This window comes from Microbacterium sp. LMI13-1-1.1 (assembly GCF_040815625.1).
In the GTDB taxonomy this organism is placed as follows: domain Bacteria; phylum Actinomycetota; class Actinomycetes; order Actinomycetales; family Microbacteriaceae; genus Microbacterium; species Microbacterium forte.
Window position 1 is genome coordinate 115355 of the sequence record NZ_JBFPNL010000005.1, and the last position, 24767, is coordinate 140121.

The 24767-nt window shown below is 68.7% G+C and carries 23 protein-coding genes; 2 read left to right on the top strand and 21 right to left on the bottom strand.

The annotated features are described in order from the left end of the window. Nucleotides 1–45: 45 nt before the first annotated feature. Complete coding sequence (locus tag MRBLMI13_RS07420; protein WP_367821531.1) at nt 46–873, top strand: alpha/beta hydrolase; 828 nt, start codon at nt 46–48, stop codon at nt 871–873. Nucleotides 874–1052: 179 nt separating this feature from the next. Here MRBLMI13_RS07420 and MRBLMI13_RS07425 read toward each other — a convergent pair whose 3' ends face one another. The 9 genes from MRBLMI13_RS07425 to MRBLMI13_RS07465 all read right to left on the bottom strand — a co-directional run bounded on the left by MRBLMI13_RS07425 (nt 1053) and on the right by MRBLMI13_RS07465 (nt 10767). Next, on the bottom strand, nt 1053–1895 hold the full coding sequence (locus tag MRBLMI13_RS07425) for an endonuclease domain-containing protein (RefSeq protein WP_367821533.1): 843 nt from the start codon (nt 1893–1895) through the stop codon (nt 1053–1055). Between the two features lie 537 nt (nt 1896–2432). Next, nucleotides 2433–2738, bottom strand: a complete 306-nt coding sequence (rpsN, locus tag MRBLMI13_RS07430) for a 30S ribosomal protein S14 (protein WP_042540535.1) — start codon at nt 2736–2738, stop codon at nt 2433–2435. 3 nt (nt 2739–2741) lie between these two features. Next, nucleotides 2742–2912 (bottom strand): 50S ribosomal protein L33, encoded by a 171-nt coding sequence (gene rpmG, locus MRBLMI13_RS07435; protein WP_017203558.1) that lies wholly within the window; start codon nt 2910–2912, stop codon nt 2742–2744. Further along, a complete protein-coding gene (gene rpmB / locus MRBLMI13_RS07440; protein ID WP_042540533.1) occupies nt 2912–3148 on the bottom strand; it encodes a 50S ribosomal protein L28 in 237 nt (78 codons plus the stop codon). The genes rpmG and rpmB overlap by 1 nt, the downstream gene beginning before the upstream one ends. Nucleotides 3149–3310: 162 nt before the next feature. Further along, the gene (locus MRBLMI13_RS07445; protein WP_367821537.1) at nt 3311–5431 is read right to left on the bottom strand and encodes an alpha-galactosidase; all 2121 of its coding nucleotides are present in this window, start codon (nt 5429–5431) and stop codon (nt 3311–3313) included. Between the two features lie 72 nt (nt 5432–5503). Then, nucleotides 5504–6835: an ABC transporter substrate-binding protein gene (locus MRBLMI13_RS07450; RefSeq protein ID WP_042540529.1), complete on the bottom strand. Its 1332-nt coding sequence runs from the start codon at nt 6833–6835 to the stop codon at nt 5504–5506. 94 nt (nt 6836–6929) lie between these two features. After that, nucleotides 6930–7826: a carbohydrate ABC transporter permease gene (locus MRBLMI13_RS07455; protein WP_367823077.1), complete on the bottom strand. Its 897-nt coding sequence runs from the start codon at nt 7824–7826 to the stop codon at nt 6930–6932. Nucleotides 7827–7831: 5 nt separating this feature from the next. Further along, a complete protein-coding gene (locus MRBLMI13_RS07460) occupies nt 7832–8761 on the bottom strand; it encodes a carbohydrate ABC transporter permease (protein ID WP_367821539.1) in 930 nt (309 codons plus the stop codon). Then, on the bottom strand, nt 8758–10767 hold the full coding sequence (locus tag MRBLMI13_RS07465) for a beta-galactosidase (RefSeq protein ID WP_367821541.1): 2010 nt from the start codon (nt 10765–10767) through the stop codon (nt 8758–8760). Before MRBLMI13_RS07465 ends, MRBLMI13_RS07460 begins: the two co-directional genes overlap by 4 nt. Before the next feature lie 140 nt (nt 10768–10907). Between MRBLMI13_RS07465 and MRBLMI13_RS07470 the strand changes: the two genes are divergently transcribed. Then, nucleotides 10908–11918: a LacI family DNA-binding transcriptional regulator gene (locus tag MRBLMI13_RS07470; RefSeq protein WP_367821543.1), complete on the top strand. Its 1011-nt coding sequence runs from the start codon at nt 10908–10910 to the stop codon at nt 11916–11918. Between the two features lie 9 nt (nt 11919–11927). On the opposite strand, the gene MRBLMI13_RS07475 is transcribed toward MRBLMI13_RS07470, so the two are convergent. From MRBLMI13_RS07475 to MRBLMI13_RS07530, 12 genes are all read right to left on the bottom strand, one after another. After that, nucleotides 11928–12623, bottom strand: a complete 696-nt coding sequence (locus tag MRBLMI13_RS07475) for a DNA-3-methyladenine glycosylase (RefSeq protein WP_367821545.1) — start codon at nt 12621–12623, stop codon at nt 11928–11930. 4 nt (nt 12624–12627) lie between these two features. After that, the gene (locus MRBLMI13_RS07480; RefSeq protein WP_367821547.1) at nt 12628–14604 is read right to left on the bottom strand and encodes an Ig-like domain-containing protein; all 1977 of its coding nucleotides are present in this window, start codon (nt 14602–14604) and stop codon (nt 12628–12630) included. Continuing rightward, nucleotides 14594–15385, bottom strand: coding sequence for a TIGR03943 family putative permease subunit (locus MRBLMI13_RS07485; protein WP_367821549.1), 792 nt, complete (start codon nt 15383–15385; stop codon nt 14594–14596). The genes MRBLMI13_RS07480 and MRBLMI13_RS07485 overlap by 11 nt, the downstream gene beginning before the upstream one ends. Next, a complete protein-coding gene (locus tag MRBLMI13_RS07490) occupies nt 15378–16385 on the bottom strand; it encodes a permease (RefSeq protein WP_367823079.1) in 1008 nt (335 codons plus the stop codon). Before MRBLMI13_RS07490 ends, MRBLMI13_RS07485 begins: the two co-directional genes overlap by 8 nt. 23 nt (nt 16386–16408) lie before the next feature. Next, nucleotides 16409–16825 carry a Fur family transcriptional regulator gene (locus MRBLMI13_RS07495; RefSeq protein ID WP_042540517.1) on the bottom strand — a complete coding sequence of 139 codons (417 nt, stop codon included), beginning with the start codon at nt 16823–16825 and terminating at the stop codon, nt 16409–16411. Between the two features lie 44 nt (nt 16826–16869). Continuing rightward, nucleotides 16870–17748 (bottom strand): metal ABC transporter permease, encoded by an 879-nt coding sequence (locus MRBLMI13_RS07500; RefSeq protein ID WP_197066007.1) that lies wholly within the window; start codon nt 17746–17748, stop codon nt 16870–16872. Then, the gene (locus MRBLMI13_RS07505) at nt 17745–18599 is read right to left on the bottom strand and encodes a metal ABC transporter ATP-binding protein (RefSeq protein ID WP_042540515.1); all 855 of its coding nucleotides are present in this window, start codon (nt 18597–18599) and stop codon (nt 17745–17747) included. The genes MRBLMI13_RS07500 and MRBLMI13_RS07505 overlap by 4 nt, the downstream gene beginning before the upstream one ends. Beyond that, complete coding sequence (locus MRBLMI13_RS07510) at nt 18596–19594, bottom strand: metal ABC transporter solute-binding protein, Zn/Mn family (protein ID WP_367821552.1); 999 nt, start codon at nt 19592–19594, stop codon at nt 18596–18598. The genes MRBLMI13_RS07505 and MRBLMI13_RS07510 overlap by 4 nt, the downstream gene beginning before the upstream one ends. A gap of 175 nt (nt 19595–19769) precedes the next feature. Then, the gene (locus MRBLMI13_RS07515; RefSeq protein ID WP_367821554.1) at nt 19770–21449 is read right to left on the bottom strand and encodes a glycoside hydrolase family 13 protein; all 1680 of its coding nucleotides are present in this window, start codon (nt 21447–21449) and stop codon (nt 19770–19772) included. Nucleotides 21450–21527: 78 nt separating this feature from the next. Beyond that, the gene (locus MRBLMI13_RS07520) at nt 21528–22406 is read right to left on the bottom strand and encodes a carbohydrate ABC transporter permease (RefSeq protein ID WP_042540511.1); all 879 of its coding nucleotides are present in this window, start codon (nt 22404–22406) and stop codon (nt 21528–21530) included. After that, nucleotides 22406–23299, bottom strand: a complete 894-nt coding sequence (locus MRBLMI13_RS07525) for a carbohydrate ABC transporter permease (RefSeq protein ID WP_156145907.1) — start codon at nt 23297–23299, stop codon at nt 22406–22408. Before MRBLMI13_RS07525 ends, MRBLMI13_RS07520 begins: the two co-directional genes overlap by 1 nt. A gap of 59 nt (nt 23300–23358) precedes the next feature. After that, nucleotides 23359–24684, bottom strand: a complete 1326-nt coding sequence (locus MRBLMI13_RS07530; protein ID WP_376708815.1) for an ABC transporter substrate-binding protein — start codon at nt 24682–24684, stop codon at nt 23359–23361. Between the last annotated feature and the right edge of the window lie 83 nt (nt 24685–24767).

The following is a 24767-nucleotide window of genomic DNA, read 5'->3' on the forward strand; positions in this document are numbered from 1 at the left end:
GTAACGCATCCGCACCGGGCGGGAGCAGGAACAGGAGAAGAGACCATGAACAGCACCGAGAAGACCCCGATCGTCCTGATCCACGGACTCTGGATGACGCCGAAGAGCTGGAACACCTGGGCCGAGCGCTTCCGCGCACAGGGTCACGAGGTGATCATTCCGGGCTGGCCCGGCATCGACGACCGCTCTGTCGAGGACATCCGCCGCGATCCGTCCGCGCTCAAGGGCATCGGCCTGAAGCAGATCGCCGACAACTACGAGCGCATCATCAGAGCGCTCCCGGTGAAGCCGATCATCATGGGCCACTCGTTCGGCGGCGTGATCACGCAGATGCTGGCAGACCGCGGCCTCGGTGCCGCCTACGTCGGCGTCGCCCCCGGACAGACCGCCGGCGTCACCGCACTCCCCCTCTCGACCCTCTGGACAGGAACGCCGATCCTCTCGAACCCGTTCGGCCGCAACGGCGCCAAGCCGCTCTCGAAGCGCCACTTCCACTTCACATTCGGCAACGACCTGTCGCGCGCGGCATCCGACGCGCTCTGGGAGGAGTATGCCGTCAACTCCTACAACCGGGTCTTCTTCGAGGGCGTGACTTCGGTGCTCAACGAGAAGGGGGGCGTCACGCACGTCGACTACGCTCGTGCCGACCGCGCTCCGCTGCTCGTCATCACCGGCGAGATCGACCACGTCGTGCCGCCCGCCATCGGCCGCGCGATCGTCAAGAAGTACCGGTCGAGCGGCAGCCCCGCGGTCGTCGAGTACAAGGAGTATGCCGGCCGCACCCACCGCCTCGTCAGCCAGGACGGCTGGGAAGAGATCGCCGACTACGCACTGACCTGGGCGGTGGCGCACGCGACAGCATCCGCCGCCTGATGTCGGGCTCGTGCAGGGGTGGGCCCTTCGCGACGAGGCCGGCCGCGGCGCTCTCGCCCCACCTCGGGCAGCGCCCCGGGAGGAGAACTGCGCTTCGGGAGGAGAGATCTGCGGATTCTCTCCTCCCGAAGCGCAGTCTTCCTCCCGAGGGATGCAGCAGCGACAGGGATGCGGATCATTCACTCCGCGACGTGCAGTCGCTGCCCGATCGCGGTCAAGATCACCTGTTGCACCTGCGCCCATCGGCCCATCAGCTGGTCGTAGCCGATGCGGATCACGTGATAGCCGTGCAGCTTCAGAAGAGCGTCGTGGGCGATGTCGCTCGTCCGCTGCTCACCGACATGATGGCCGCCGTCGATCTGAATGACCAGTCGCTCACCGATGACGAAGTCGACCCGATGGCCGAGTATCCAGACCTGCGGCACGACGGGGATCCCCAGCCATCTCAGCCGCACCTGAAAGATGCTCTCGGTACCGGAATCGGCGAACTGCCGCGCATCCGCGAGCAGACGTCGAGCAGTGGGCGGAAGCGGAGCCCGCTCGAGGATGCCGGGGGCGATGAGATTCTGTCGCATGGCCGACTCCCAGGTCGCGAGCGCACTCTCATACGGCTGGCACCCCGCGATCAGGATCAGCGCGTTCTCGAGGGAGTCCTCGCGCGAGTCCGGATCCCGCGGGAACACCGGTTCGTTCCAATGCACCGTGCCGCGGGACACCTTCACATGGCCCGATCGCGCCGGCGCAGCGACGTGCGGCTGTGAGTCGCCGAGCACCCACACCCCTTTCCGCGACGCGAGCGTGACGCAAGTCAGGAACACCCCGCGGCGGGCAGCCGCGAGAAGCATCGGGTCGGCATCCGGCAGCGCGACCCACCCTCGGCGAACAGCGATGACGTCACCCCTCTGGACCGACGATCGGAGCACGTGCCTGCTGACCCCGAGCCGCCTCAGTGTCTCGGTGCGGGCCACGCCGTCGCGCTGCATCAGCGCCTGTCTGGGGTTCACCCGTCGAGGATCACTCATGCTCGCATCCGCGATCGACACGGCATCCACGATTCGTGCCCCGCCGCCTCAGACCCCCATCCGTGCAGAAGAGGTCACGCCGCCCTCGGCACCTGCCCCGTGCCTCGTGACGCCCGATTATTCGACGGCTCCTCTCGGCGGCCCACGGCCCACACGGCCCACACACCCCCCTCACCCCCCACGCCCCCACGCCCCCACACGTGAACATCCGTCGGGAGGAGAACTGCGCCTCGGGAGGAGGAATGCTCGAGAAAACTCCTCCCCAAGCGCAGATCTCCTCCCGAGGCGCAGAGGAGACCGAACCGAGTGAGGCGATGTGGGGGGCGCAAGGGCGGATGCCGCGGAAGGGCGGATGCCGCGGAAGGGCGGATGTCGGGGCGGAGCGGATGCCGCAGCAGGGCGGATGCCGCGGGCGCAAGCGCGGATGCCGCGGAAGAGCGGATGCCGCGGCGGAGCGGATGCCGGGGCGAAGCCCCGGGCACGCGAAAGGGGCGAGGATCCGAAGATCCTCGCCCCTTCAGGCTTGTCTGCTGAGACTTACCAGCTCGACTTGGTGACACCGGGCAGCTCGCCACGGTGTGCCATGTCACGGAAGCGGACGCGCGAGACGCCGAACTTCGTGAGGACACCGCGGGGGCGGCCGTCGATGACGTCGCGCGAACGCACGCGAGCCGGCGACGCGTTGCGCGGCAGCTTCTGCAGGCCGACGCGTGCGGCCTCGCGGGCCTCGTCGGTGGCGTTCGGGTCGACGAGGGTCTTCTTCAGCTCGGCGCGACGCTCTGCGTAACGCTCGACGATGACCTTGCGCTGCTCGTTGCGAGCGATCTTGCTCTTCTTAGCCATTGATCAACGCTCCTCTCGGAATTCGACGTGCTGACGGATGACCGGGTCGTACTTCTTGAGCACGAGGCGGTCGGGGGTGTTGCGGCGGTTCTTCTTGGTCACGTACGTGTAGCCCGTACCTGCCGTCGAACGCAGCTTGATGATCGGACGTACGTCCTGAGCCTTCTTGGCCATTAGAGCTTCACACCCTTCGCCTGGAGGTCCTTGACCACGTTCTCGATGCCGCGGACATCGATCACCTTGATGCCCTTGGCGGACACGTTGAGCGTGATCTTACGACCGAGCGACGCGACGAAATAGGTCTTCTTCTGCACGTTCGGGTCGAAGCGGCGCTTCGTCCGGCGGTGCGAGTGCGAGACGTTGTGACCGAAGCCGGGAACAGCTCCTGTCACCTGGCACACTGCTGCCATGATGTGACTCCTTCTATACCGTGAGGCCGGACGGCCTCACCCAAGATCCCTTGTCTGCGCGCCACCCCGCAGCGCCGATCTCTCGGCAGAAGAAGGGGAAGCACGCGAACTACGCACAGGAGTGTGCGCAGACAAAGAGTCAGTTTAGCACGGTCCGTTGCGTCACACTCGCACGGCCTCGAGCAGCAGCGCCGCCCCCGGAGCGAGCAGCGGCAGCGGCACCCCCACCGATCCGAACAGCGAACCCGACGCCTCGATGCCGGCCCCCAGCCACGCGGGGTCCGAGACCTGATGGCGCGACACCGATCCGAGCTCCTCGCGCACCCGCAGCCGGTACCGCTCCCCCGCCTGAAGCCCCGGGATCCGAGTGCGCGGCGTGAACCCGTCGACCGAGGCGCCCAGACGCACCCACGCGAACACGCCCCGCGAGCCGTCACCGGCGACGACGCCGTGCAGCAGCGTCTCGTCGTCGACCTCGTCGCTGCGCACCGTGACGCCCGAGTGCAGCAGCGGCCGCAGCTCGCGATAGAGGGCGGTCCACCGCGACAGCATCTCGCGCTCCTCCGACGTGCACCGGGTGATGTCCCACTCGATGCCGGCGTGCCCGAACAGCGCGGTCGTCATTCGGAACGGCAGGGATGCCGCGCGGTGCGTCGTCTCGGCGATCGGCGGACCCACGTGCGAGCCGACGAGCTCGGGCGGCACGAGCGTGCCGGTCCAGCGCTGGATCCGCTGCCGTTCGATCGGGTCGTTCGAGTCCGACGCCCACACGCGCTGCGTGCGCTGCAGCACGCCGAGGTCGACGCGGGCGCCACCGCTCGCGCACGACTCGATCTCCAACGACGGATGCCGTTCGCGCAGCGCATCGAGCAGGGCGTAGAACGCGGTGGTCTGCGCGTGCACCGACGCGCGGTCGGTACGCGGCGACACCGCGGCATGCAGGTCGCGGTTGTGATCCCACTTGATGAAGTCGATGCCGACCTCGGCGACCAGAACGTCGATGCGCTCGAAGAGGTAGGCGGCGGCATCCGGGTTCGAGAGGTCGAGCACCTTCTGGTGCCGCCAGGTCGAGGAGTCGGGTGACGCCTGAAGCACCCAGTCCGGATGCCGTTCGGCGAGGTCCGACACCGGATTCACCATCTCGGGCTCGAACCAGAGGCCGAACTGCATCCCGAGCCCGTGCACGTGATCGGCGAGGGGGCGCAGTCCGTCGGGCCATTTCGCGTCGTCGATGAACCAGTCGCCGAGCCCCGAGCGGTCGTCGGGGCGCCCGCGGAACCAGCCGTCATCGAGCACGAACCGCTCCACCCCGACGGATGCCGCGGCCTCCGCGAGCTCGACGATCTTCGCCGGGTCGTGGTCGAAGTACACGGCCTCCCAGGTGTTCAGCACGAGGGGGCGCGGCGTGGTCGGGTGCGCGGCGAACGAACGCACCGCCTGGTGCAGTCGGGCAGACACCGAGTCGAGTCCGCTCTCGCCATAGGTGAGGAACACCTGCGGCGACACGTAGGTCTCCCCCGCCCCCAGCCGGATCTCGCCCGGCAGCAGCAGCTCACCTCCGCCGAGCACAGCCCCGTGCACACCTGCGCCCTCGGGCAGCCTCTCGACACCGACTTCGAGGTCGCCGCTCCATGCGACGTGCGCGGTCCACAGCTCGCCACGTCGGAAGCCGAACCCGTCGGTGCCGACCGCGGTCAGGTAGGGAGCGTCGTGTCCGCCGCGGCCTCGACGAACCTGTCGCAGGTGCGCCCCGTGACGCAGCTCGCCTCGCTGCGGGCGCCGCTCGCCGGTCCAGCGCCCCGTGTGGTCGAGCACCTCGGTCGCGTGCACCGGAACAGGGAGCAGGATGCGGGCCGCGAGCAGATCCAGCGGCTCGACGCCGTCGGCGGTGCTCGTGACCGACACCTGGCCGGTCAGCACGCCCCCGGCATCCAACGCGAGGTCGAGCACGACCGTGACCCCGGCCCCGGCATCCGAGAACTCTGCCCGCACCGACGTCGCCGTCGACTCCCACCCGACACACCGCAGCAGCGGCGCGCTGTGCAGTCCGCCGCGATGCCACGCGAGTGCCGGTGCGCCCGACCACCCGTCGGCCTCGACGGCGAGCAGCGGGAAGACCCGGGGGGCGTCGAACGAGCTGAACGTCACCGCGCCGGTCGACGACCCGGCGAGCGCCTCGAGGTCGGTGGGATCGAGCGCCGCGCCCCAGTGCAGCAGGCGCGCAGTGGTCGTGTCGATGACGACGCTGACGCCGCCGGAGGTCAGGTGGACGAGTGCGCTCATTGCCGCTCCAGACGGGTCGCAGACGAAACAGGAGGCCCGCCCGTGAGCATACGGGCGGGCCTCCGGAGGGTGTTACTCCTTGACGGGGATCGACGCGGCCTTGAGCGCGTCGACGGTCGCCGTCTGACCCTTCTCGATCGCGTCGAGCAGCGTTCCGCTGCCCGAGACCGCGGCCTTGAACCCGTCGGACACGTCCGAGTAGGTCTGGGTCATGGTCGGGCCCCACGCGAAGTCGGGCGAGACCTGGGTGGCGGCGTCGGCGAAGACGTCATAGATCTTCTGGCCGCCGTAGAACTCGACGCCCTCGGCGTAGACCGGAAGGTCGAGTCCTGCGGTGGTGGCCGGGTAGAGGTTGGCCGCTTCGGCGAGCGCGGTCAGCGCCTCATCGGACGTGTTCAGCCACAGCGCGAACTTCGTCGCCTCGTAGAGGTGCTCGCTGCCCTTGAGCACGGCGGTCGAGGATCCACCCCAGTTGCCGGCGGATGATCCGCCCTCCTCCCACTGCGGGAGCGGTGCGACGGCCCAGTTGCCCGCGGTGTCGGGTGCGCCGCTCGAGATCGAGTTGGCGCCCCAGACGGCGGAGTTCCAGGTCCAGACCTGACCGGAGTTGTAGGCGTTGTTCCACTCGTCGGTCCACGCGGGAACCGTCGCGACCAGGTCGTCGTCGAGCATGCTCTGCCAGTAGTCGGCGACCGTGGTGGTGGCGTCGTCTGCGAGCGAGACCGTCCAGCCCTCGTCGTCGCTCGAGAACCACTGCGCGCCGTCCTGCCAGGCGAAGCCGGCGAACTGGTTGATGTCGGACTGCGAGAAGTTGGTGATGTAGCCGCCCAGTTCGCGGATCTTGACCGCGGCCTCGCGATACTCGTCCCACGTGGTGGGGATCTCGATGCCGTTCTGCTCGAACAGGTCGGCGCGGTAGAACAGCCCCATGGGGCCGGTGTCCTGCGGCACGCCGTAGACGCCCTCGGTGCCGAGAGTCACCTGACCCCAGGCCCAGTCGACGAACTGGTCTTCGGAGGCGACGACGTCTTCGCAGGCGCTGAGGTCTTCGAGACCGTCCTGCACGAGGAAGTTCGGCAGGGCGTCGTACTCGATCTGCCCGAGGTCAGGAGCGTCGCCCGCCTTGATCTGGTTGAAGAAGTTCTGGTACGTGCCGCCGTTGCCGTTGGGGCCGGTCTGCACGTCGACCTGGATCTCGGGGTTGGCGTCGTTCCAGATCTTCACGACATCTTCGATGCCGGGGATCCAGGAGGTGAACTCGAGCGTGACGTCGCCGTCGGCCGGGGTGCACGAGGCGGCGTCGCCGCCGGTGCCTGAGCTGTCTCCGCCGGATGCCGAGCAACCGGCGAGCGCGAACGCCGAGATGGCGATGACAGCGGCTGCCTTCATCTTCGAATGCTGCATTTCGATCCTTTCGTGGATGCGATGGGGTGGTGCGGGTGTGTGGTGCGGGTGGTGCGGGTGGTGCGCCGCCCGGTCGGTCCGGGCGGCTGCCTGCTCACTTCAGGGCGCCGGCGCCCAGTCCGTTGCGCCAGAAGCGCTGGAGCAAGAGGAAGGTGACGATCAGCGGGACGACCGACAGCAGAGCGCCGATCAGCACGAGACCACGGAGTTCTGGCAGCTGATTCAGCTGGTTGTTCCAGTTGTAGAGACCGAAGACCACCGGGAAGAGGTCTTCGGATCGCAGCATGATCATCGGCAGGAAGAAGTTGTTCCAGATGGCCACGAACTGGAACAGGAACATCGTCACCAGAGCGGGGGTCATCAGCCGGATGCTGACGGTGAAGAACGTGCGGATCTCCCCCGCGCCGTCGAGTCGACTCGCTTCGAGCAGCTCGTCCGGCACCGACGAGGCCGCGAAGATCCGTGCCAGGTAGACCCCGAACGGACTCACGATCGACGGCAGGAAGACCGACCAGAACGTGTTGGTCAGCTGCGCCTGGCTGAAGATCAGGAACAGGGGCAGCGCGAGCGCGGTGGCGGGCACGAGCACCCCGCCGAGCACGATGTCGAACATCAGGTCGCGGCCCGGGAACCGGTACTTCGCCAGGGCGTAGCCGGCCATGGCGGCGAGCAGGGTCGCGATGGCGCCACCGAGTGCCGCGTAGAGCACCGAGTTCATCAGCCACCGCAGGTAGACGCCGTCGCGGTAGGCGAACAGCTCCGCGATGTTGTCGAACAGGTGGAAGTCGGCGAACCACAGCGGGGCGGTGGTCAGGATGTCGCCGGTCTCTTTGCTCGACGCGACGAGCAGCCACCACAGCGGCAGCAGGAAGTAGACCGTGAACACGGCCATGATCAGCATGGCGCCGGTGCGCGAGATGCCGGACTCGCGAGCGGCCTTTCCGCGCAGGGCCTTGCCGCGGGTGCCCCGGCCAGGGGCGACGATCGACATGGTGCTCATGCGTTCTGCTCCTTGCGCTGCATGTACTTCATGAACCCGAACGACAGCACGAACGTCGTCACGGCGAGCACGACCGAGAAGGCGGCCGCCAGGTTGGTGTTCGGGATGGATGCCGTGGCGTACACGGTCATGTTCGGGGTGAAGGTGCTGGTCACCGCCGAGCTGAACGAGCGGAAGACCTGGGGCTCGGCGAGCAGCTGCAGCGTGCCGATGATCGAGAAGATCGCGGTCATGACGATCGCCGGGCGCACCAGCGGGATCTTGATCGACCAGGCGATGCGCCACTGGCCTGCGCCGTCGAGGGTGGCCGCCTCATAGAGCTCCTGCGGGATCGACAGCAGCGCCGAGTAGATGATCAGCATGTTGTAGCCGACGTAGACCCAGGTGACGACGTTCGCGATCGACCACAGCACGAGGTCGGCACCGAGGAAGTCGATGTTCTTGGTGATCGCGGTGAACGGCGACAGGTTGGGCGAGAACAGCGAGCCCCACATGATCGCGGCGATGACGCCGGGCACCGCGTAGGGCACGAAGAACGCGAGACGGAAGAAGCGCTTGCCCCGCACGAGCGGCGAGTCGAGCAGCAGCGCGAACAGCAGGGCGAGGCCGAGCATGACCGGCACCTGCACGACGCCGAACGTCAGCATCCGCCCCATCGAGCTCCAGAACGCCTCGTTCTGGAAGACGAGCACGTACTGGGCGAAGCCGCCGAACACCTGCTCGGCCTTGCCGAAGGTGCCGTCGCGCTCGACGACGAGCAGCGACTGCCAGAAGGCGTAGGCGATCGGCACGACGTAGAACAGCGCGAACAGCACGCCGAAGGGCACGATGAGGAACGCGATCGCGCCCTTGTGCGGAATCCGTCGGCGGCGGCCCGGCGCCCGGGGCGCTGAGGCGACCGCCGGAGCGGTGAGCGTGGTGGTCATACATCCTCCTTGATGATGCGGACGGCCCCCGCCGGCACGAGCCCGGTGGCGGCGGCGTCGGTGACGAGGTCGTGGCCCGAGGTCGCGATCTCGACATCCGTCGATCCGTGGTTGATGACGAACAGGAACGACCCGGCGTCGCCGGTGCGGCGCACGACCTCGACGTCGGGTCCGGCGCCGGGCGTCGGGGCGATGCCGGCGGATGCCGCGAGCCGCGCGATCAGTCGGCGGTAGTCGTCGCGAGCGGGCTGGGTTCCGAGGAACCAGGCCTCGCCCTCGCCTGCCGCGCGGCGTGTGATCGCAGGGCCGCCGGCGGCAGGGCCGTCGACGAACGACGCGACGACCTCGGCATCCGTCGTCTTGAGCCGCTCGCTCCAGACCGTGGCGGTGGTGCCATCGCTGAGGGTGACGGACTCGTCGGGGCGGAGCGGTGCGAACTCCTCCGAGCGGATGCCGAGCAGCTCGCGGAACGCGCCGGGGTAGCCGCCGGTGCGCACCCGGTCCTCCTCGTCGACGATGCCGCTGAAGAACGTGATGAGAGCCGTGGCGCCGTTCTCGACCGCGCGGGCGATCGCCGCGGCATCCGCGTCGCTGATGAGGTGCAGCGCGGGAACGACCAGCAGGCGGTACCCGTCGAGGTCTGCGCCCGGACGGACGACGTCGGTGGTGACACCGGCATCCGCCAGTGCCGCGTGCGCGGCGTGCACCTGCCCGAGGTATGCGAGCCCCTCGCTCGGGCGGCCCTCGTTCTCGGTCGCCCACCAGCTCTCCCACGAGAAGAACAGGGCCGCATCGGCTGCGACTCGTGTGCCGGCGACGTCGCCGAGGCGGTCGAGCAGACCGCCGAGCTCGACGACCTCGCGCCACTGGTCCGAGTCCTCGCCCGCGTGGGGCACGAGGGCCGTGTGGTACTTCTCGGCGCCCTGCGTCGAGGCCCGCCACTGGAAGAAGCAGATGCCGTCGGCGCCGCGTGCCACGTGCGCGGCGATGTTGCGCTGCAGCTCACCCGGGGCCTTGGCGAGGTTGTAGGGCTGCCAGTTCACAGCGCCGGTCGAGGTCTCCATCAGCAGCCAGGGCGCACCCTGGGCGAGCCCGCGGGTCAGGTCGGCGGCGAACGAGAGCTCGCCCCGCGCGTCGTCGAGGCGGCGGTCGAGATAGTGGTCGTTGGCGATCAGGTCCATCTCGCCCGCCCACGACCAGTAGTCGAGGTTGCGGATGTGCGCGGTGACCATGAAGTTGGTCGTGACCGGCACCTCGCTGTGCTCGCGCAGGATCTCGGCCTCGGTGCGGTAGAGCGCGAGCTGCTCGTCGGAGCTGAACCGCTGGAAGTCGAGGATCTGGCCGGGGTTGCGCAGCGACAGGGCCTGCGCCGGCACGCGCACGTCGTCGAAGTCGCTGTAGCGCTGGCTCCAGAACGTCGTGCCCCAGGCGCGGTTGAGCGCGTCGATGTCGTCGTAGCGGTCGCGCAGCCAACCGCGGAACGCCTCGGCGCTCGTGTCGCAGTAGCAGAGCGCGTTGTGACAGCCCAGTTCGTTCGACACATGCCAGAGCGCCACGGCGGGGTGGTTCCCGTAGCGCTCGACCACGCGGGTGACGACCTCGGCGGCGTAGGCGCGGAAGAGCGGCGAACTCGGGCAGTAGCCCTGGCGGCCGCCCGGGTGGAAGACCGTGCCGTCTTCGCCGACCGGGAGGATCTCGGGGTGGCGGGCGGTGAGCCAGGGAGCAGGAGACGCGGTGCCGGTGCCGAGATTGATGCGGATCCCCGCCGCGTGCAGCAGCTCGATGATCTCGTCGAGTGCGCTGAAGTCCCAGACCCCCGGGGCGGGGTTGATCGACGACCAGCCGAAGATGTTGATCGCCACGAGTCCGATGCCGGCCTGCCGCATGAGCCGCACGTCGTCGGGCCAGACGCTGCGGTCCCACTGCTCGGGGTTGTAGTCGCATCCGAAGACGAGGCCGCGCCCTGCGGAGAGGGTGGCGATGCGGTCGGACACAGCGGCGGCCATCGGTGACGCTCCTTTGCGGTTCATGTGTGCACGTGCACAGCTCGCGGCATGAGAGCAGCGATCGGGATTTCTGTGAACGTGCACACATCGTCGCATGTCGTGGTGAATCCCGTCAAGTCCGGGTCGCTAGGCTGTCGATCATGAGCACTTCCGCCCGTCGTCGCAGCACCGTGCACGACGTGGCGCGCGTGGCCGGGGTCTCGAGGGGAACCGTCAGCCGCGTCATCAACGGCGGGTATGTGTCGGACTCCGCACGCACCGCGATCGAAGACGCGATCCGCGAGGTCGGCTACGTGCCGAACACCGCCGCACAGAACCTCGTGCGCCAGCGCACGCAGGCCATCGCGTTCATCGTGCACGAGCCGCACGCACTGTTCCTCGAGGACCCGAACATCGGCGCGATCATGCTCGGCACGAACGAGACGCTGTCCGAGGCGGACTACCAGATGGTGTGCCTGGTCGTGGACTCGGTGCGCGACACCGAGCGCGTCGCCCGCTACCTCAACGGCGGATTCGTCGACGGAGCCGTCATCGTCTCGGCGCGAGCACAGGACCCGATCACCAAGGCCGTCATGCGACTCGACCTGCCCGTGACCTATGTCGGCCACCCACCCGATGTCGACGCGGCGTGGGTCGGCGTCGACAACCGCGGCGCCGCGCAGGCCGTCACCTCACGCCTCCTGGCGACGGGGCGCGCACGGGTCGGCATGATCGCGGCCGCCCTCGACCGCGATTCGGGCACCGACCGCCTCGCGGGCTTCACCGACGCGCTCGGCGACGACTTCGACCCCGACCTCGTCGAAGAGGTGCCGCTGTACTCCTACGCCGACGGAGCCGCGGCGATGACGCGACTGCTCGAGCGGGCTCCGGACATCGACGGGGTCTTCGCCGCGTCGGATGCCGTCGCCGCGGGTGCGATGTGGGCGCTTCGCGAAGCCGGACGCCGGGTGCCAGACGACGTGGGCGTCGTGGGCTTCGACAACAGCAGCTGGGCGACGCGCACCACCCCGCTGCTCTCGACCGTCGATCAGCCCGCCGAAGGGCTGGGGGCCGCGGCCGCGGCATCCGTCCTCGCGCAGCTGCGCGACGATCAGCGCCCGCGGGAGGGCATCATGCTGCCGACGCCCGTCGTCTGGAGAGACTCGGCCTGAGCGCTGGCCTCAGGCGGGGCCGAGAGACTCGGCCTGAGCGCCTCTCCCCCACCGGAACGTCGAGACCGTCGGGTCGCCCGCGATCCAGAAGCGCCAGGGGAACGCCGCGGTGCCGGCCACGCCGGCCACGCCCACTCGCGGGCCGGTCGCCACGTCGGTGATCGGTTCGTCGCGCAGCCACAGCTCGGCGCGAGCACCCTCGAACTCCTCGCCGGTGATCGCGTCGATCCCGTCGTGGATCGGATGCCGCAGCCCCACCGCCTGGCCGAATCGGCCCGGCCCCTTGGCGAGGTCACGCAGCGCCGTCGCCGTCAGCGGGGTCGTCGCGCGGCGGCGCACGGCCGCGGCATCCGCTCCGTGCACGACCTCGCCCGCGCGCAGCAGGATTCCGCCGGCTTGGCCCTCGAGCCCCGAGACGACGTTCACGCACGAGTGGATGCCGTGGCTCAGGTAGACGTACAGATGCCCCGGCTCGCCCCACATCGTCGCGTTGCGTGCGGTGCGGCCCATGCGGGCGTGAGAGCCCGGATCGGCCTCCGGCCCGGTGCCCTGGCCGTGATACGCCTCGACCTCGGTGAGCCGGAGTCGCACCTCGGAGCCCGCCACGACCGTGCGCAGCTCTGCGCCGAGCAGCAGTGGTGCGACCTCGACCGGCAGCCCGCTCAGCTCGATGCGGGTCGCTCGGTGCAGGGCATCCGTCGACATGCGGTCAGAACTGCGGCGCCGTCTGGCACCACGAGGCGTCGAAGCCGGTGAGCGCCACGATCTCGTCGCCCGTGCGCAGGTCGAGCAGGTGCGTCTCGAGGTTCTCGGGCAGCGGCAGCAGCATCTGGTCGTAGGGGTTGTCTGCCAGATCGGGCGCGATCACGACCGCGGCGTACTGGCCGCTGGGTGAGGCGCAGGCCTGCAGGATCGAGTCGGTCGAGTCCACCTCGACGAGAGGCGTCGCGGCTCCCTCCTCGTCGACCCGGATGACCGCTTGCCCGATGGGCAGCCCGTTCTCATCGCGCGAGACGACGTGGCGCAGCGTGCCGCCGGGGAAGGGCGTGATCGTGATCGCGGAGCCGTAGTCGGGAGTCGACGCCTCGAGCGGCACCTCCGAGCCGTCGGTGAGGTTCAGCTCGACCACCGAACCGTCGAGTCGCTCGACGATCGCCGTATAGGTGCCGCGCGAGATGCCCTGAATGGTCGTCGCGAGTCCGAGGGACTGGACCCCCGCGTCGGTCGTGCGATCGACCAGCGAGAGCGCACCGTCGAAGTCGATGAAGAGCACGGCGGCGCTGTCGGGCACGAACTGCCAGACGAAGATGTTCGCCTCCTTGTCGCCGACCTCGGTCACCACCGGTTCGCCGTCGCCGCTCAGCGACTGCGTGACGAGCACGCTGGCGCGCCCCTCGGTGTCGCTGAGCTCCTTGTCGGAGTAGCTGTAGCCGACCAGGCCCCCGCGGTCAGAGACCTGGATCGCGCCCACGTACCCGACGCCGGGGAGCTCGAGCTCGCGCGGGTTCTGGCCGTCACGGTCCATCACGAGCAGCTTCGAGCCTTCATCCTCCTCGACCGAGACGACGAGCTGCGAGGAGGTCGCGCGGAAGTCGTTGATCCTGTCGGCGGCGAAGACGGGCTGCGCCTTCTCGCCCGTCAGGTCGGTGCGGAAGATCTGGTCGTCGCCGTCGGCATCTCGACGCAGCAGGAAGATGTTCGACGCCGGAGTCGAGAAGCTCGTCGAGAGCGTCGCGCTGGGGCCGCCTCCGGCGCCCACGGCATCGGCGACCTTCACGGTGTACTCGGTGTCGTCATCGAGCGGCACGGTGAAGCGGATGCCGATGCCACGACCTGCGGCGTCGAGGGTGAACGGCAGCGCGGGTTCGACCGTGACCTGCGACTCGTCGATCGCGGCCAGAGACTGGTTGGCGGTGAGGATGACACGGCTTCCCGAGGTCTCGATCGCCTCGGTCGGATTCACCTGCACGTCGGTGATGCGCGGACCCTGCGTGAGGCTGACGACGCCGAGTCCGGCGCCCACGAGCACGAGGATGCCCATCACGGCGCCGAGCGCCAGCAGGAATCGGCGGTCGCTCGAGGTGGCGGACTTCTCAGGCGCGGGCGCCTTCGGCTGCTTCGCGGGCTTCGGCTGCTTCGCGGGCTTCGGCGCCTTCGCGGGCTTGGGCGCCTTCGCGGGCTTCGGCTTCTTCTCCGCCTTGGGCTTCTCCGGCGCGGGGGGCGCATAGTCGGTCGAGGAGTGCGCCGCGAGCGTGGTCGTCGACTCGGCATCCGGCGGGACGAAGGTCGAGCGCGTCGGCCGCTCATCGCCCGTCGAGCGGGCCACGGGTGAGACGGCACGCGGCCCTGTCGCAGGAGGCGTCTCGTCTCGGTCGGCTCCGCCGTCCTCGCTCGACGAACGGGGAGAGACGGCTTCTTCACTGGTCGTTGAGCGAGCCGCAGGCGAGACGAAACGCGGTGTCGACTGGGGAGGCGTTTCGTCTCGGTCGGCTCCGCCGTCCTCGCTCAACGAACGGGGAGAGGGCTCGGCTCCGCCGTCCTCGCTCGACGAACGGGGAGAGGGCTCGGCTCCGTCCTCGCTCAACGAACGGGAGGCAGCTGCCGCCTCGGCCTCGCGCGCGGCACGCAGCTCGGCCCGGGTGCGCGGCACCGCCGGCTCGTCGCGGCGGTCGTCGTCAGTACTCATACGGATCCGAAGGCTCGTCGATCGCGGTGACGGTCGTCGGTTCGACGTGCAGCGAGCCGTCGGCATCCGCCTTGACCGTGCCTTCGACCTCGACCCACTGGCCGGTGTCGAACTCTCCGGCGTCGATCGTCACGGGCAGGGTCGCCGGCTGCGCGTCGATCACGCAGTGTGTGATGACCAGGCGGGTGAGGTTGACGCCGTCGGCATCCGTCGGGGTGACGAACCCGGTCAGTGTGACCGTCTTGCCGTCGTAGGCCGCGGTGTTGGTCGCCGTGGCGAACACGCTCGCCCAGTCGCCGACCCCGAAGGTGGCGGTGTCGGCCACGCCGAGGGTCACGTCGTCGGCCCCGGCGAACAGGGCGGTCTGCTCACCGACCCTCGACATCGCGAGTTCGACCGACAGCGATGCGGGAGGCAGCACGAGCGCGGCGATCACGACACCACTGGCCACGACACCGCCGGTCACCGTGCCGGCCAGGGCGAGGGAACGGCGCGGCGTCGGCGCCGCATCCGCCTCGTGGCTGTCGCCATGGTCGTGACCGTGGTCGCCCTCTTCGCCGAGCGGCAGCGTGCACGACCAGATCGCGCCCGCGAGCGTCACGACGGCCGCGGCGCACGCGAACCACACCGATTCGGGGCTGATGTAGAGGTTCAGTCGTCCGGTCAGGCCGAGTCCGAGAGTGACGACCGAGATGACCGTGGCGAGGCCGATGCCCAGCCAGCGGGTGCCGAGCGCCCGGGCGTGCGAAGGCGCGTCAGAGGTGGGTGTGTGATCAGACAAGGACGTTCACCCCGATCCCGATCGCGAAGGCGGCGAACACCACCACGCCGACGATGCCGGCGAGCGTGCGGGTGGTGAATGTCGTGCGCATGAGCGCGAGCATCTTGACGTCGACGAGGGGGCCGACGAGCAGGAACGCGACGAGAGCGCCCGACGAGAAGGTCGAGGCGAACGAGAGTGCGAAGAACGCGTCGACGTTCGAGCAGATAGCGACGGTCATCGCGAGCGCCATCATCGCGAGGATCGACAGCACCGGGTTCGAGCCGATGGCCAGCAGCACCTCGCGCGGGATCAGCACCTGCACGGCCCCGGCGAGCGCCGAGCCGATCACGAGGGCCGGCATGACCGCGCGCAGCTCGACGAGGAACTGCGTGAGGCTGCGGCGAACAGGGGTGCCGTGCTCGTGCGTGACGCGGTCGCAGGTGTCGATGAAGCGCTCCGTGAGCAGGGAGTCGGGCGAGGGGTGCCGGCTGTAGATCCAGCCGATCAGGTTGGCGAGCAGGTAGCCGCCGATGAGACGCGCCACCAGGATGCCGTCGTCGAAGCCGAAGGCCGCATGCGTGGTGAGGATGACGATCGGGTTGACGATCGGGGCGGCGATCAGGAAGGTGAGCGCCTCGGCGGGGGCGAGACCCCGCATCATCAGTCCGCGCGCGAACGGCACGTTGCCGCACTCGCACACCGGGATCAGCATGCCGAGCAGCGACAGCACGGCACGGCGCGCCCATGCGCGCTTCGGCAGCCAGCGGTGGATCACATCGGCCGGCAGCCACACCTGCACGACGATCGACAGCAGCACGCCGAGGATCACGAACGGCAGAGCCTCGATGAGCACGCTCAGCGCGAGCGTCAGCCCGTCCTGCGCCCTGCTCGGCAGGCTCGCGGTGAAGAGCGTCGGCAGGAACCGGTCGACCAGGAAGAGCGCGGCCACGATCGCGGCGCCGAGGCCGACTCCGATCCACGGCGAGCGCGGCGATCGGGAGGGTCGGTGCGCGTGCACCGTCCGTGGAGCGGCCTGGGTGGTCACGCGTTCGCTGCCTCTTCGGCGTCGCGCTTGTTGGTGCAGGAGGCGCACAGTCCGAAGATGTCGACGACGTGTGCGGCATCCGTGAAGCCGTGCAGAGCCGCGGTGCGGTGCGCCCACTGCTCGACGTCGGTCGCTTCGATCTCGACCGTGAGTCCGCAGTTGCGGCAGATCAGGTGGTGGTGGTGACCCTGTGTCGTGCAGGCGCGGTAGAGCGCCTCACCCTCGGGGCTCTGCAGCGAGTCGGCGTCGCCCGCAGCGGCGAGCCCGGCCAGCGCGCGATACACCGTGGCGAGGCCGATGCCGGTGTTGTCGTCGCGCAGCGAGGCATGCAGGTTCTGCGCGCTGACGAACCCTCGCGCATCGGCGAGGGCTTCGCGCACGCGATCGCGCTGCCAGGTGTTCCGCTGAGCCATACCCACGATTCTAGGCGCGCCGCCCTTGCCGGGCCCTGGGAACGTCAGGCCCGCACTCGTCGCACACCGCCGCGGGCGCGCTGGATGATCCAGCACACGACGTAGATCGTGAACGACAGGGTCGTGATGTAGGGGCTGACCGGCAGAGTGCCCGCGAGAGCCAGCAGGATGCCGCCGACGGCCGACACGAAGCCGAACAGTGCGGCGAGCAGCGGCACGGCGACGGGTCCGGCCGAGACGCGCATCGCGGCGGCCGCGGGAGTCACGAGCAGCGCCATCACGAGCAGGGCGCCGATGATGTGCACGCTGACCGCGACGATCAGGCCGAGCAGCACCATGAACAGCAGGCTGACGGCCCGCGTGGGCACACCGCGGGCCGCCGCGGACTCGGGGTCGAGCGAGTCGAAGCGCAGCGGGTTCCACATGAGCAGCAGGCCGAGCAGCACCACGATGCTGATGCCGAGCAGCCAGCCGAGGTCGGGGCTCGAGACCGAGACGATCTGCCCGGTGAGCAGACTGAACCGGTTGGCGCTGCGCCCGTCGTAGAGAGACAGGAACAGGATGCCGAGGCCGAGCCCGAACGGCATCAGCACTCCGACGATCGAATTGCGGTCGCGGGCCTTGGCGCCGAGGATGCCGATCAGGATCGCCGCGACCAGGGCGCCGCCGAGCGACCCGACGACCACGCTGCCGCCGAACAGCAGCGCCGCGGCGGCCCCGGCGAACGACAGCTCGCTCACTCCGTGCACCGCGAACGCGAGGTCGCGCTGCATCACGAAGACGCCGATGAGTCCTCCGACGATGCCGAGCACCGCTCCCGCGATGATCGAGTTCGCGAGCAGGGCGACCAGCTCGCCGTAGTCCTGGAACGAGAAGACGTCGCTCCAGTCGACCGCGGGGACGATGCCGGTGATGACGTTCATGCGGCACCTCCGTGGTCGTGATCGTGCGCGTGCTCATGGTGGGGCTCGGCATCGGGCACTCCGACGACGACCAGCCGGTCGCCCGCTCGCAGCACGAACACCGGGGTGCCGTAGAGCTCGGTGAGCACCCGCGTCTGCAGCACCTCTTCGGGGGTGCCGAGCACGAAGCGGCCACCCGCGATGTAGAGGATGCGGTCGACGCGGCCGAGGATCGGGTTGATGTCGTGGGTCACGAACAGCACGGCGGCGCGGCGATCGCGACGCTGGCGGTCGATGATGTCGGTGATGGCGACCTGATTCGCGAGGTCGAGGTTCGACAGCGGCTCGTCGCACAGCAGCAGGGTCGGCTCGTCGGCGAGCGCCTGGCCGACGCGCAGCCGCTGCTGCTCACCGCCCGACAGCAGCCCGACACGGCGATCGGCATAGTGCGCGGCTCCGACCGAGGTCAGCAGCTGATCGACCTTGGCCCGGTCGCCCCGGTGCGGGATCGGGAATCCGAAGCGGCTGCCCTGCACGCCGAGTGCGACGAGGTCGCGGGCCCGCATGCTCGTGTCGGGGGCGAGTGAGCGCTGCTGCGGGATGTATCCGATGCGCGGATTTCCTTTGCGCACGGGTTCGCCCGCGACCGTGATCTCGCCGGCCGACAGCGGCTGCAGGCCCAGGATGCTGCGCAGCAGCGTGGTCTTGCCCGAACCCGACGGACCGAGCACGGCGATGAACTCGCCGGGCTCGACCGTGAGGTCCAGTCCCGACCACAGCTCGCGGTCACCGCGCTGCAGCGCGGCTCCCCGCACTTCGAGCACCGGGTTCGACTTCTCGGCTCCTGCCCGCGCGTCGGCGGCGGCGCTCACGACTGCAGCGCGTCGGCGAGGCTCTGGATCGCGTCACTCATCCACTCAGAGTACGACGATCCTTCGGGCAGCAGCTCCGTGAAGGCGACGACAGGGATGCCCGCCGCGGTCGCGGCATCCTCGACGCGCTGCGTCTCGGCTCCACCGGTCTGCGCGTTCGTGAGCACGGCCGCCACATCGCCGCCGTCGACGACGTTGAGGGTGTCGAGCAGTGTCGCGGGGGCGACATCGCTGCCCTCCTCGACGGCCTCGGCGAACCCCTCGGGCGTGACGTCGGTGAGTCCGGCGGCGGTGGCGATGTAGCCGGGCAGCGGCTCGGTGATGATCACGTTGGCGCCGGCGGCATCCGTCTTCAGCGTCTCGAGGTCGGCCTCGAAGCCCTCGAGGTCGGCGACGATCTCTTCGGCGTTGGCGGTGAACTCCGCCTCGCCGTCCGGATCGATGGTGGCGAGCTCCTCGGCGATGGCCTCGACGACGTGGATCATCGTGTGCGGGTCGAACCAGACGTGCTCGTTGAAGCCCTCGATGTGGTTGTGACCCTCGTGGCCCTCTTCACCTTCGGCGTGATCGTGATCGTGGTCGTGGTCTTCCTCGGTCGCGCCCTCCTCGTCGGAGTGACCTTCGTTGCCCGGGAAGTCGTGCGAGAACTCGACGGCGCTGACCACGTGCACGTCCTGCGCATCCTGCAGCAGCGTGTCGATGAAGCCGTCGTAGCCGCCGCCGTTCTCGATCACGAGGTCGGCCTTCTGCACGGTGAGCCGGTCGCGGGCCGATGCCTCGTACGAGTGCGGGTCCTGCGTGGCCGAGGTGATGATCGAGGTCACGTCGACGCGGTCGCCGCCGATCTGCGCGGCGAGCGAGCCGTAGACGTTGGTGCTCGCAGCGACCGTGACGGTGTCGCCGGCACCCTCTCCCGCCGCGGGAGTGGTGGAGCATCCGGCCAGCGAGAGCGCGGCGACGGATGCGAGGGCGAGGGCGACGAACGGCTTCTTCATGCTCTCACTCTAAACGCTAATGAGAACCATTATCAAATCGGCCCTTCGCCGCCTTGATGCCGGGTCGGCTCGCCACCGCGCCGTCTGCAGGACCGCAGCTCGGATGCAGGACGAGAAACCGTGTTCCCGTCCTGCATCCGTGCTCTCGTCCTGCAAACGACTCAGTGGAACCTGGTCAGCCGATGAGGCCGGGCGCGATCCAGACGGTCGAGTCGCCGGGCAGAGCGCCGTCGACGACCGAGCCGAGCACGACGTCTGCGGCATCCGCGCCGAGGTCGAACGGCTCCGAGCCGAAGTTGGTCACGATCTGCCAGCCGTTCGGGCGAGCGAAGCGCAGCACATCGGGGCGCCCGGTCTCGATCCACTCGAGACTCTCCTCCGTCTGCAGCTCATGGCGCAGGCGCAGCGCCTCGCGGTACAGCGCAAGTGTCGACGAGGGGTCGGCCGCCTCGACATCGACCGCGGACTCGGCGAACCAGGCGGGCTGCGGCAGGTGCGCGTCGCCGGAGCCGAATCCGAACGAGGGACCGGATGCCGTCCACGGCAGCGGCACGCGGCATCCGTCCCTTCCCAGGCCGTCGAAGACGGCCCCTCGGAAGAACGCCGGGTCCTGACGCTGCTCGGGCGCGACGTCGGCGACCTCGTGCAGCCCCAGCTCCTCGCCCTGATAGAGATAGGTGCTGCCGGGAAGGCCGAGCAGCAGCAATGTCGCGGCGTGTGCCCTGCGCAGGCCGCGCTCGCGGTCGAGCTGGTCCTCCGGGCCCCCGGCGGAGACCCACTCGACACCCTGCTTCACTCCGGTGCGCCCCCCGAGTTGCGGCAGCCCGTAGCGCGTCGCGTGACGCGTGACGTCGTGGTTCGACAGCACCCACGTCGTCGATGAGCCCGTCGCCTGCGACTGCGCCAGGTTGTCGGCGATGATGGTGCGGAACTGCGTCGCGTCGAAGTCGGCGACGAGCAGATCGAAGTTGAACGCCTGACCCAGCCCGTCAGCCGAGGCGTACTTCGCCCGACGCTCGGGCGTGCTCACCCAGGCCTCGGCGACAGCCGTGCGAGGAGGGTCGTACTCGTTGAAGACCCGACGCCATTCGGCATACACCTCGTGCACATCGTCACGGTCGTGCAGCGGGTGGTTGCCGTCGTGCGGCAGCAGCTCGAGCTCGGCGGTGCTCGGCAGCGGTTCGGTGAGGTCCTTCGTGAGCATGTGGGCGACGTCGATGCGGAAGCCGTCGACTCCGCGGTCCGACCAGAAACGCAGGGTCTTCAGGAAGTCCTCGCGCACCTCGGGGTGGTCCCAGTTGAGGTCGGGCTGCTCGGGAGCGAAGCTGTGCAGGAACCACTGCCCGTCCGCCACGCGCTCCCATGCAGATCCGCCGAACGCGGCGGTCCAGTCGGTCGGCGGCTCCGAGCCGTCGGGACCGCTGCCCTCGCGGAAGATGTACCGCTCACGGGCGGCCGAACCGCGGCCGGCGGCGAGCGCCTCCTGGAACCACTCGTGCAGGTCAGACGAGTGGTTCGGCACGATGTCGACGACCACGCGGATGTCGCGCTCGTGCAGCGCGGCGACCATCTCGTCGAAGTCCTCGAGCGTGCCCAGACGCGGATCGACGTTGCGGTAGTCGGCCACGTCGTATCCGCCGTCGGCCAGCGCCGACGGGTAGAACGGGCTCAGCCACACTGCGTCGATGCCCAGGTCGCGCAGATAGTCGGCGCGCGAGACGATGCCCGGGATGTCGCCGAGTCCGTCTCCGTTGGCATCGGCGAAGCTGCGGGGGTAGATCTGGTAGACGGCGGCCTGTCGCCACCATGCTGCCGTCTTGTCGTCGCGGGTCTCGGTGAGAAGCGCATCGGTCATGAGGGGTCTTGCTCCTTCGTGTTGCGGTCTGGGATGCGCGCGGACCGACGCCCGTCGGCCCGCGCGATGGCGATGGCGTCAGCCCTTGACGGCGCCCTGGGTGACGCCTTCCATGACGAAGCGCTGCGTGAACAGGTACGCCAGGATCGCCGGGGCCATCGCCATCAGGTATGAGGCGAACGACACGTTGTAGTTGTTGCTGAACTGGGTCTGGAAGAGGTTCTGCCGCACCGGGAGGGTCTGCATGGCCGGGTCCGAGATGATCAGCGACGGCATCATGAAGTCGTTCCACGCGTAGAGGAAGGCGAAGATGCCGACCGTGGCGCTCATCGGCGCGAGCAGCGGGAAGATCAGCTGCCAGAACGTCTGCCATGTGCTGGCGCCGTCGATACGCGCGCTCTCCTCGAGCTCGATCGGGATCGAGCGCAGGAATGCGGTGAACAACAGCACGCTGAAGCTCAGCTGGAACATCGTCGCGAGGATGATGACCCCGAACGGGTTGTCGAGACCGACCCAGCCGGTCAGCTGGATCTGCGGCAGCGCCACGACCGGGAACGGGATGAACATCGCGGCCAGCAGGTAGAAGAACGAGTAGCGGAACAGGCGGTGGTCCCAGTTGCGGACGATCGCATATGACGCGAACGCGGCCAGCACGATGGTCGCGATGACGGTGCCCGCCGTGACGAGCAGCGAGATGCCCGCTCCGACGGGGAACTTCGTGAGGTTCCACGCCTCGACGAAGCCGTCGATGCTGAACGGAGCCGGCAGCGAGAAGGCGTTGCCGTCGACCGCCTGGCCCGTGGTCTTGAACGCCATGGACATCGTCACGTACAGCGGAAGCAGCACCGTGACGGCACACAGGATCAGGATGATCGTGCCCGACCAGTTGACGCGCTCCATGCGGACCCTCGGCTTCTTGCCCGAGGCGGGGATGGTGGTGAGTGTCTGCGTCGACATCAGAGTGCGTTCCTTCCGCGGGTCAGCGAGAGCTGCAGCAGGGAGATGAGCACGGCGACGATGAAGAAGATCGTCGCGTTAGCCATCTGGTAGGCGTAGTCGCCGCCGTTGAAGCCCGCGATGATGGTCATCGCGACGCTGCGGGTGGCGGTGCCGGGACCGCCGTTGGTGAGGCCGACGATGATGTCGTAGGCGTTGAGGAAGCCCTTGAACCCGAGGATCACGTTGATCACCACGTATCCGGCGACGAGCGGCAGCGTGATGCGGAACAGCTGCTGCCTCTTGTTCGCCCCGTCGATGCTCGCCGCCTCGTAGACCTCGCTCGGCACCGAGAGCAGACCTGCGATGTAGATCAGCAGCGTGCCTGGCACCGCCTGCCATGCGGTCACGATGACGATGGCGACCCAGGCGAGATCGGGATTGGCGAGGAGGCTGGTCGACAGCCACGGGATGCCGGTGGCGGCGCCCGCGGCGGGGATGGAGTTCGAGAAGAGGAAGTTGAAGACGTAGGCGATGATGATTCCCGAGATCACCATCGGGATCACGAAGATCGTGCGCAGGCCCGTCTTGAAGCGGATGCGGGAGGTCAGCCCGACCGCGAGCAGGAACGCGATCACGTTGACGACGATCACCGTGGCGATCGAGAAGCCGAACGTGAACAGGTAGCTCTGCAGGATGGCGGGATCGCTGAACATCGCGATGTAGTTCGTGAGACCGCTGAAGCTCCACTCCCCGATGCCGATCGAGTCGGTGAAGCTGAAGAAGATGCCCATGACCGCGGGCACGGTGATCGCCAGGGTGAAGATCACGAGGGTCGGAAGCAGGAACAGGTAGTAGATCGGCTCGACCCGCCCCTTGCGACGACGGAGCTTGCGGCCCTGTCCCGTGACGATCGAGGTCGTGTCGGTGGTCGGGCTGTTCGGCCGCGTCACATTCGCGGCTGCGGTGGTGCTCACGGTGCGGACTCCTCTGTCTCGCCGGCTGCCGCATCATCGGTCTTGGGGATCGGTGCGCGGAAGGCGATGCGAGCCCAGTCCGCGTCCATCGTGCGCAACATCGAAGTGGTCGAGGCGCCGAGCACCATCGCCTGCGCGTAGTTCATCACCGGGATGGTCTTCGGCACGAGCACTGAGGGGCCCTGGTAGATCTGCCCGTTCTCGTAGTACTCGATCATCCCCTCGATCCGGGGATCATCCGGAGCCGGTGCACCCTTCGTCGGGGTGAAGCCGAGCTGCGATGCGTTGTACGCCTCGATGTTCTCGGGCAGATAGAGGTACTCGAGGAACTCGCGTGCCGCCTCCTGGTGGTTCGATCCCTCGGGGATCATCGCGCCGAGGTCCATGTTCACGCGCACACCGAGGTCGGCCGGATCGTCGGTCATCGGCAGCGGGAACGTTCCGAGCTCGAGGTCGGGTGCGGTCTTCGCGATCTCGCTGAACGCCCAGGGGCCCTGCATGTACATCGCAGCCTCGCCCTTGCTGAACGCGAGGTTGCCGTCGCCGTATCCCCGGCTCTCGGCATCCTCGTTCGTGTAGTCGTTCGCGAGCTGCATCATCTGGTCCATGGGCTCGGCGAAGTCCTTCTCGAACGAGACGGGCGAGTCGGGGCCGACGGCGGCACCCTCGTCGGCCATCGCGTCGAAGAACTCGATCGTGTCCACCGATCCTCCGATCGAGTAGTCGTACCACCCCTGGCCCACGGTCCAGTCGTCCTTGAACGTCGCGTAGAACGGGTCGATCCCTGCGTCCTTCAGCTGGTCGCACACCGCGATCAGCTCGTCCCAGGTCTGCGGGACCTCGAGCCCCTGGGCGTCGAAGATCTCCTTGTTGTAGATGACCGATGCCGCCATCACCGAGTACGGCAAGGCGCTGGTGCGGCCCTCGCACGACCCGTACTGGTCCATGAGCGGCTGCAGATCGTCGCGGACGGATGCGGCGGCGTCGGTGTCGGAGAGATCGGTCAGGGTGCACCGCTGCACGAACCGCGCGATCTCGTAGTTGTAGTTGCCGAGGATGAGGTCGGGCGGATTGCCCCGCACGAAGCTGGCCGAGATCACGTCCGGCCCCGAGGTGTCGATCTCGACCCGCACGTCGCTCTGCGACGAGTTGAACTGGGCGACGAGGTCGGTCATGAAGCCGATCGCCTCACGCTTGTTGAACGTGAAGCGGATGGTCTCGGTGCCGCCGCCGGGTGCGCAGGCGGTGAGGGCGGAGCCGACGAGCGCCAGCGCCATGGCAGCACCGGCCACTCGTGCGACGGAGGGGGATTTCACAGACACCGTTGTCCTTTCGTCCTGTAGATCCGCGGACTAAATCTAGTGAGCGAATTTACTTCGATGAACGGTACTGTCTCATGTGGACG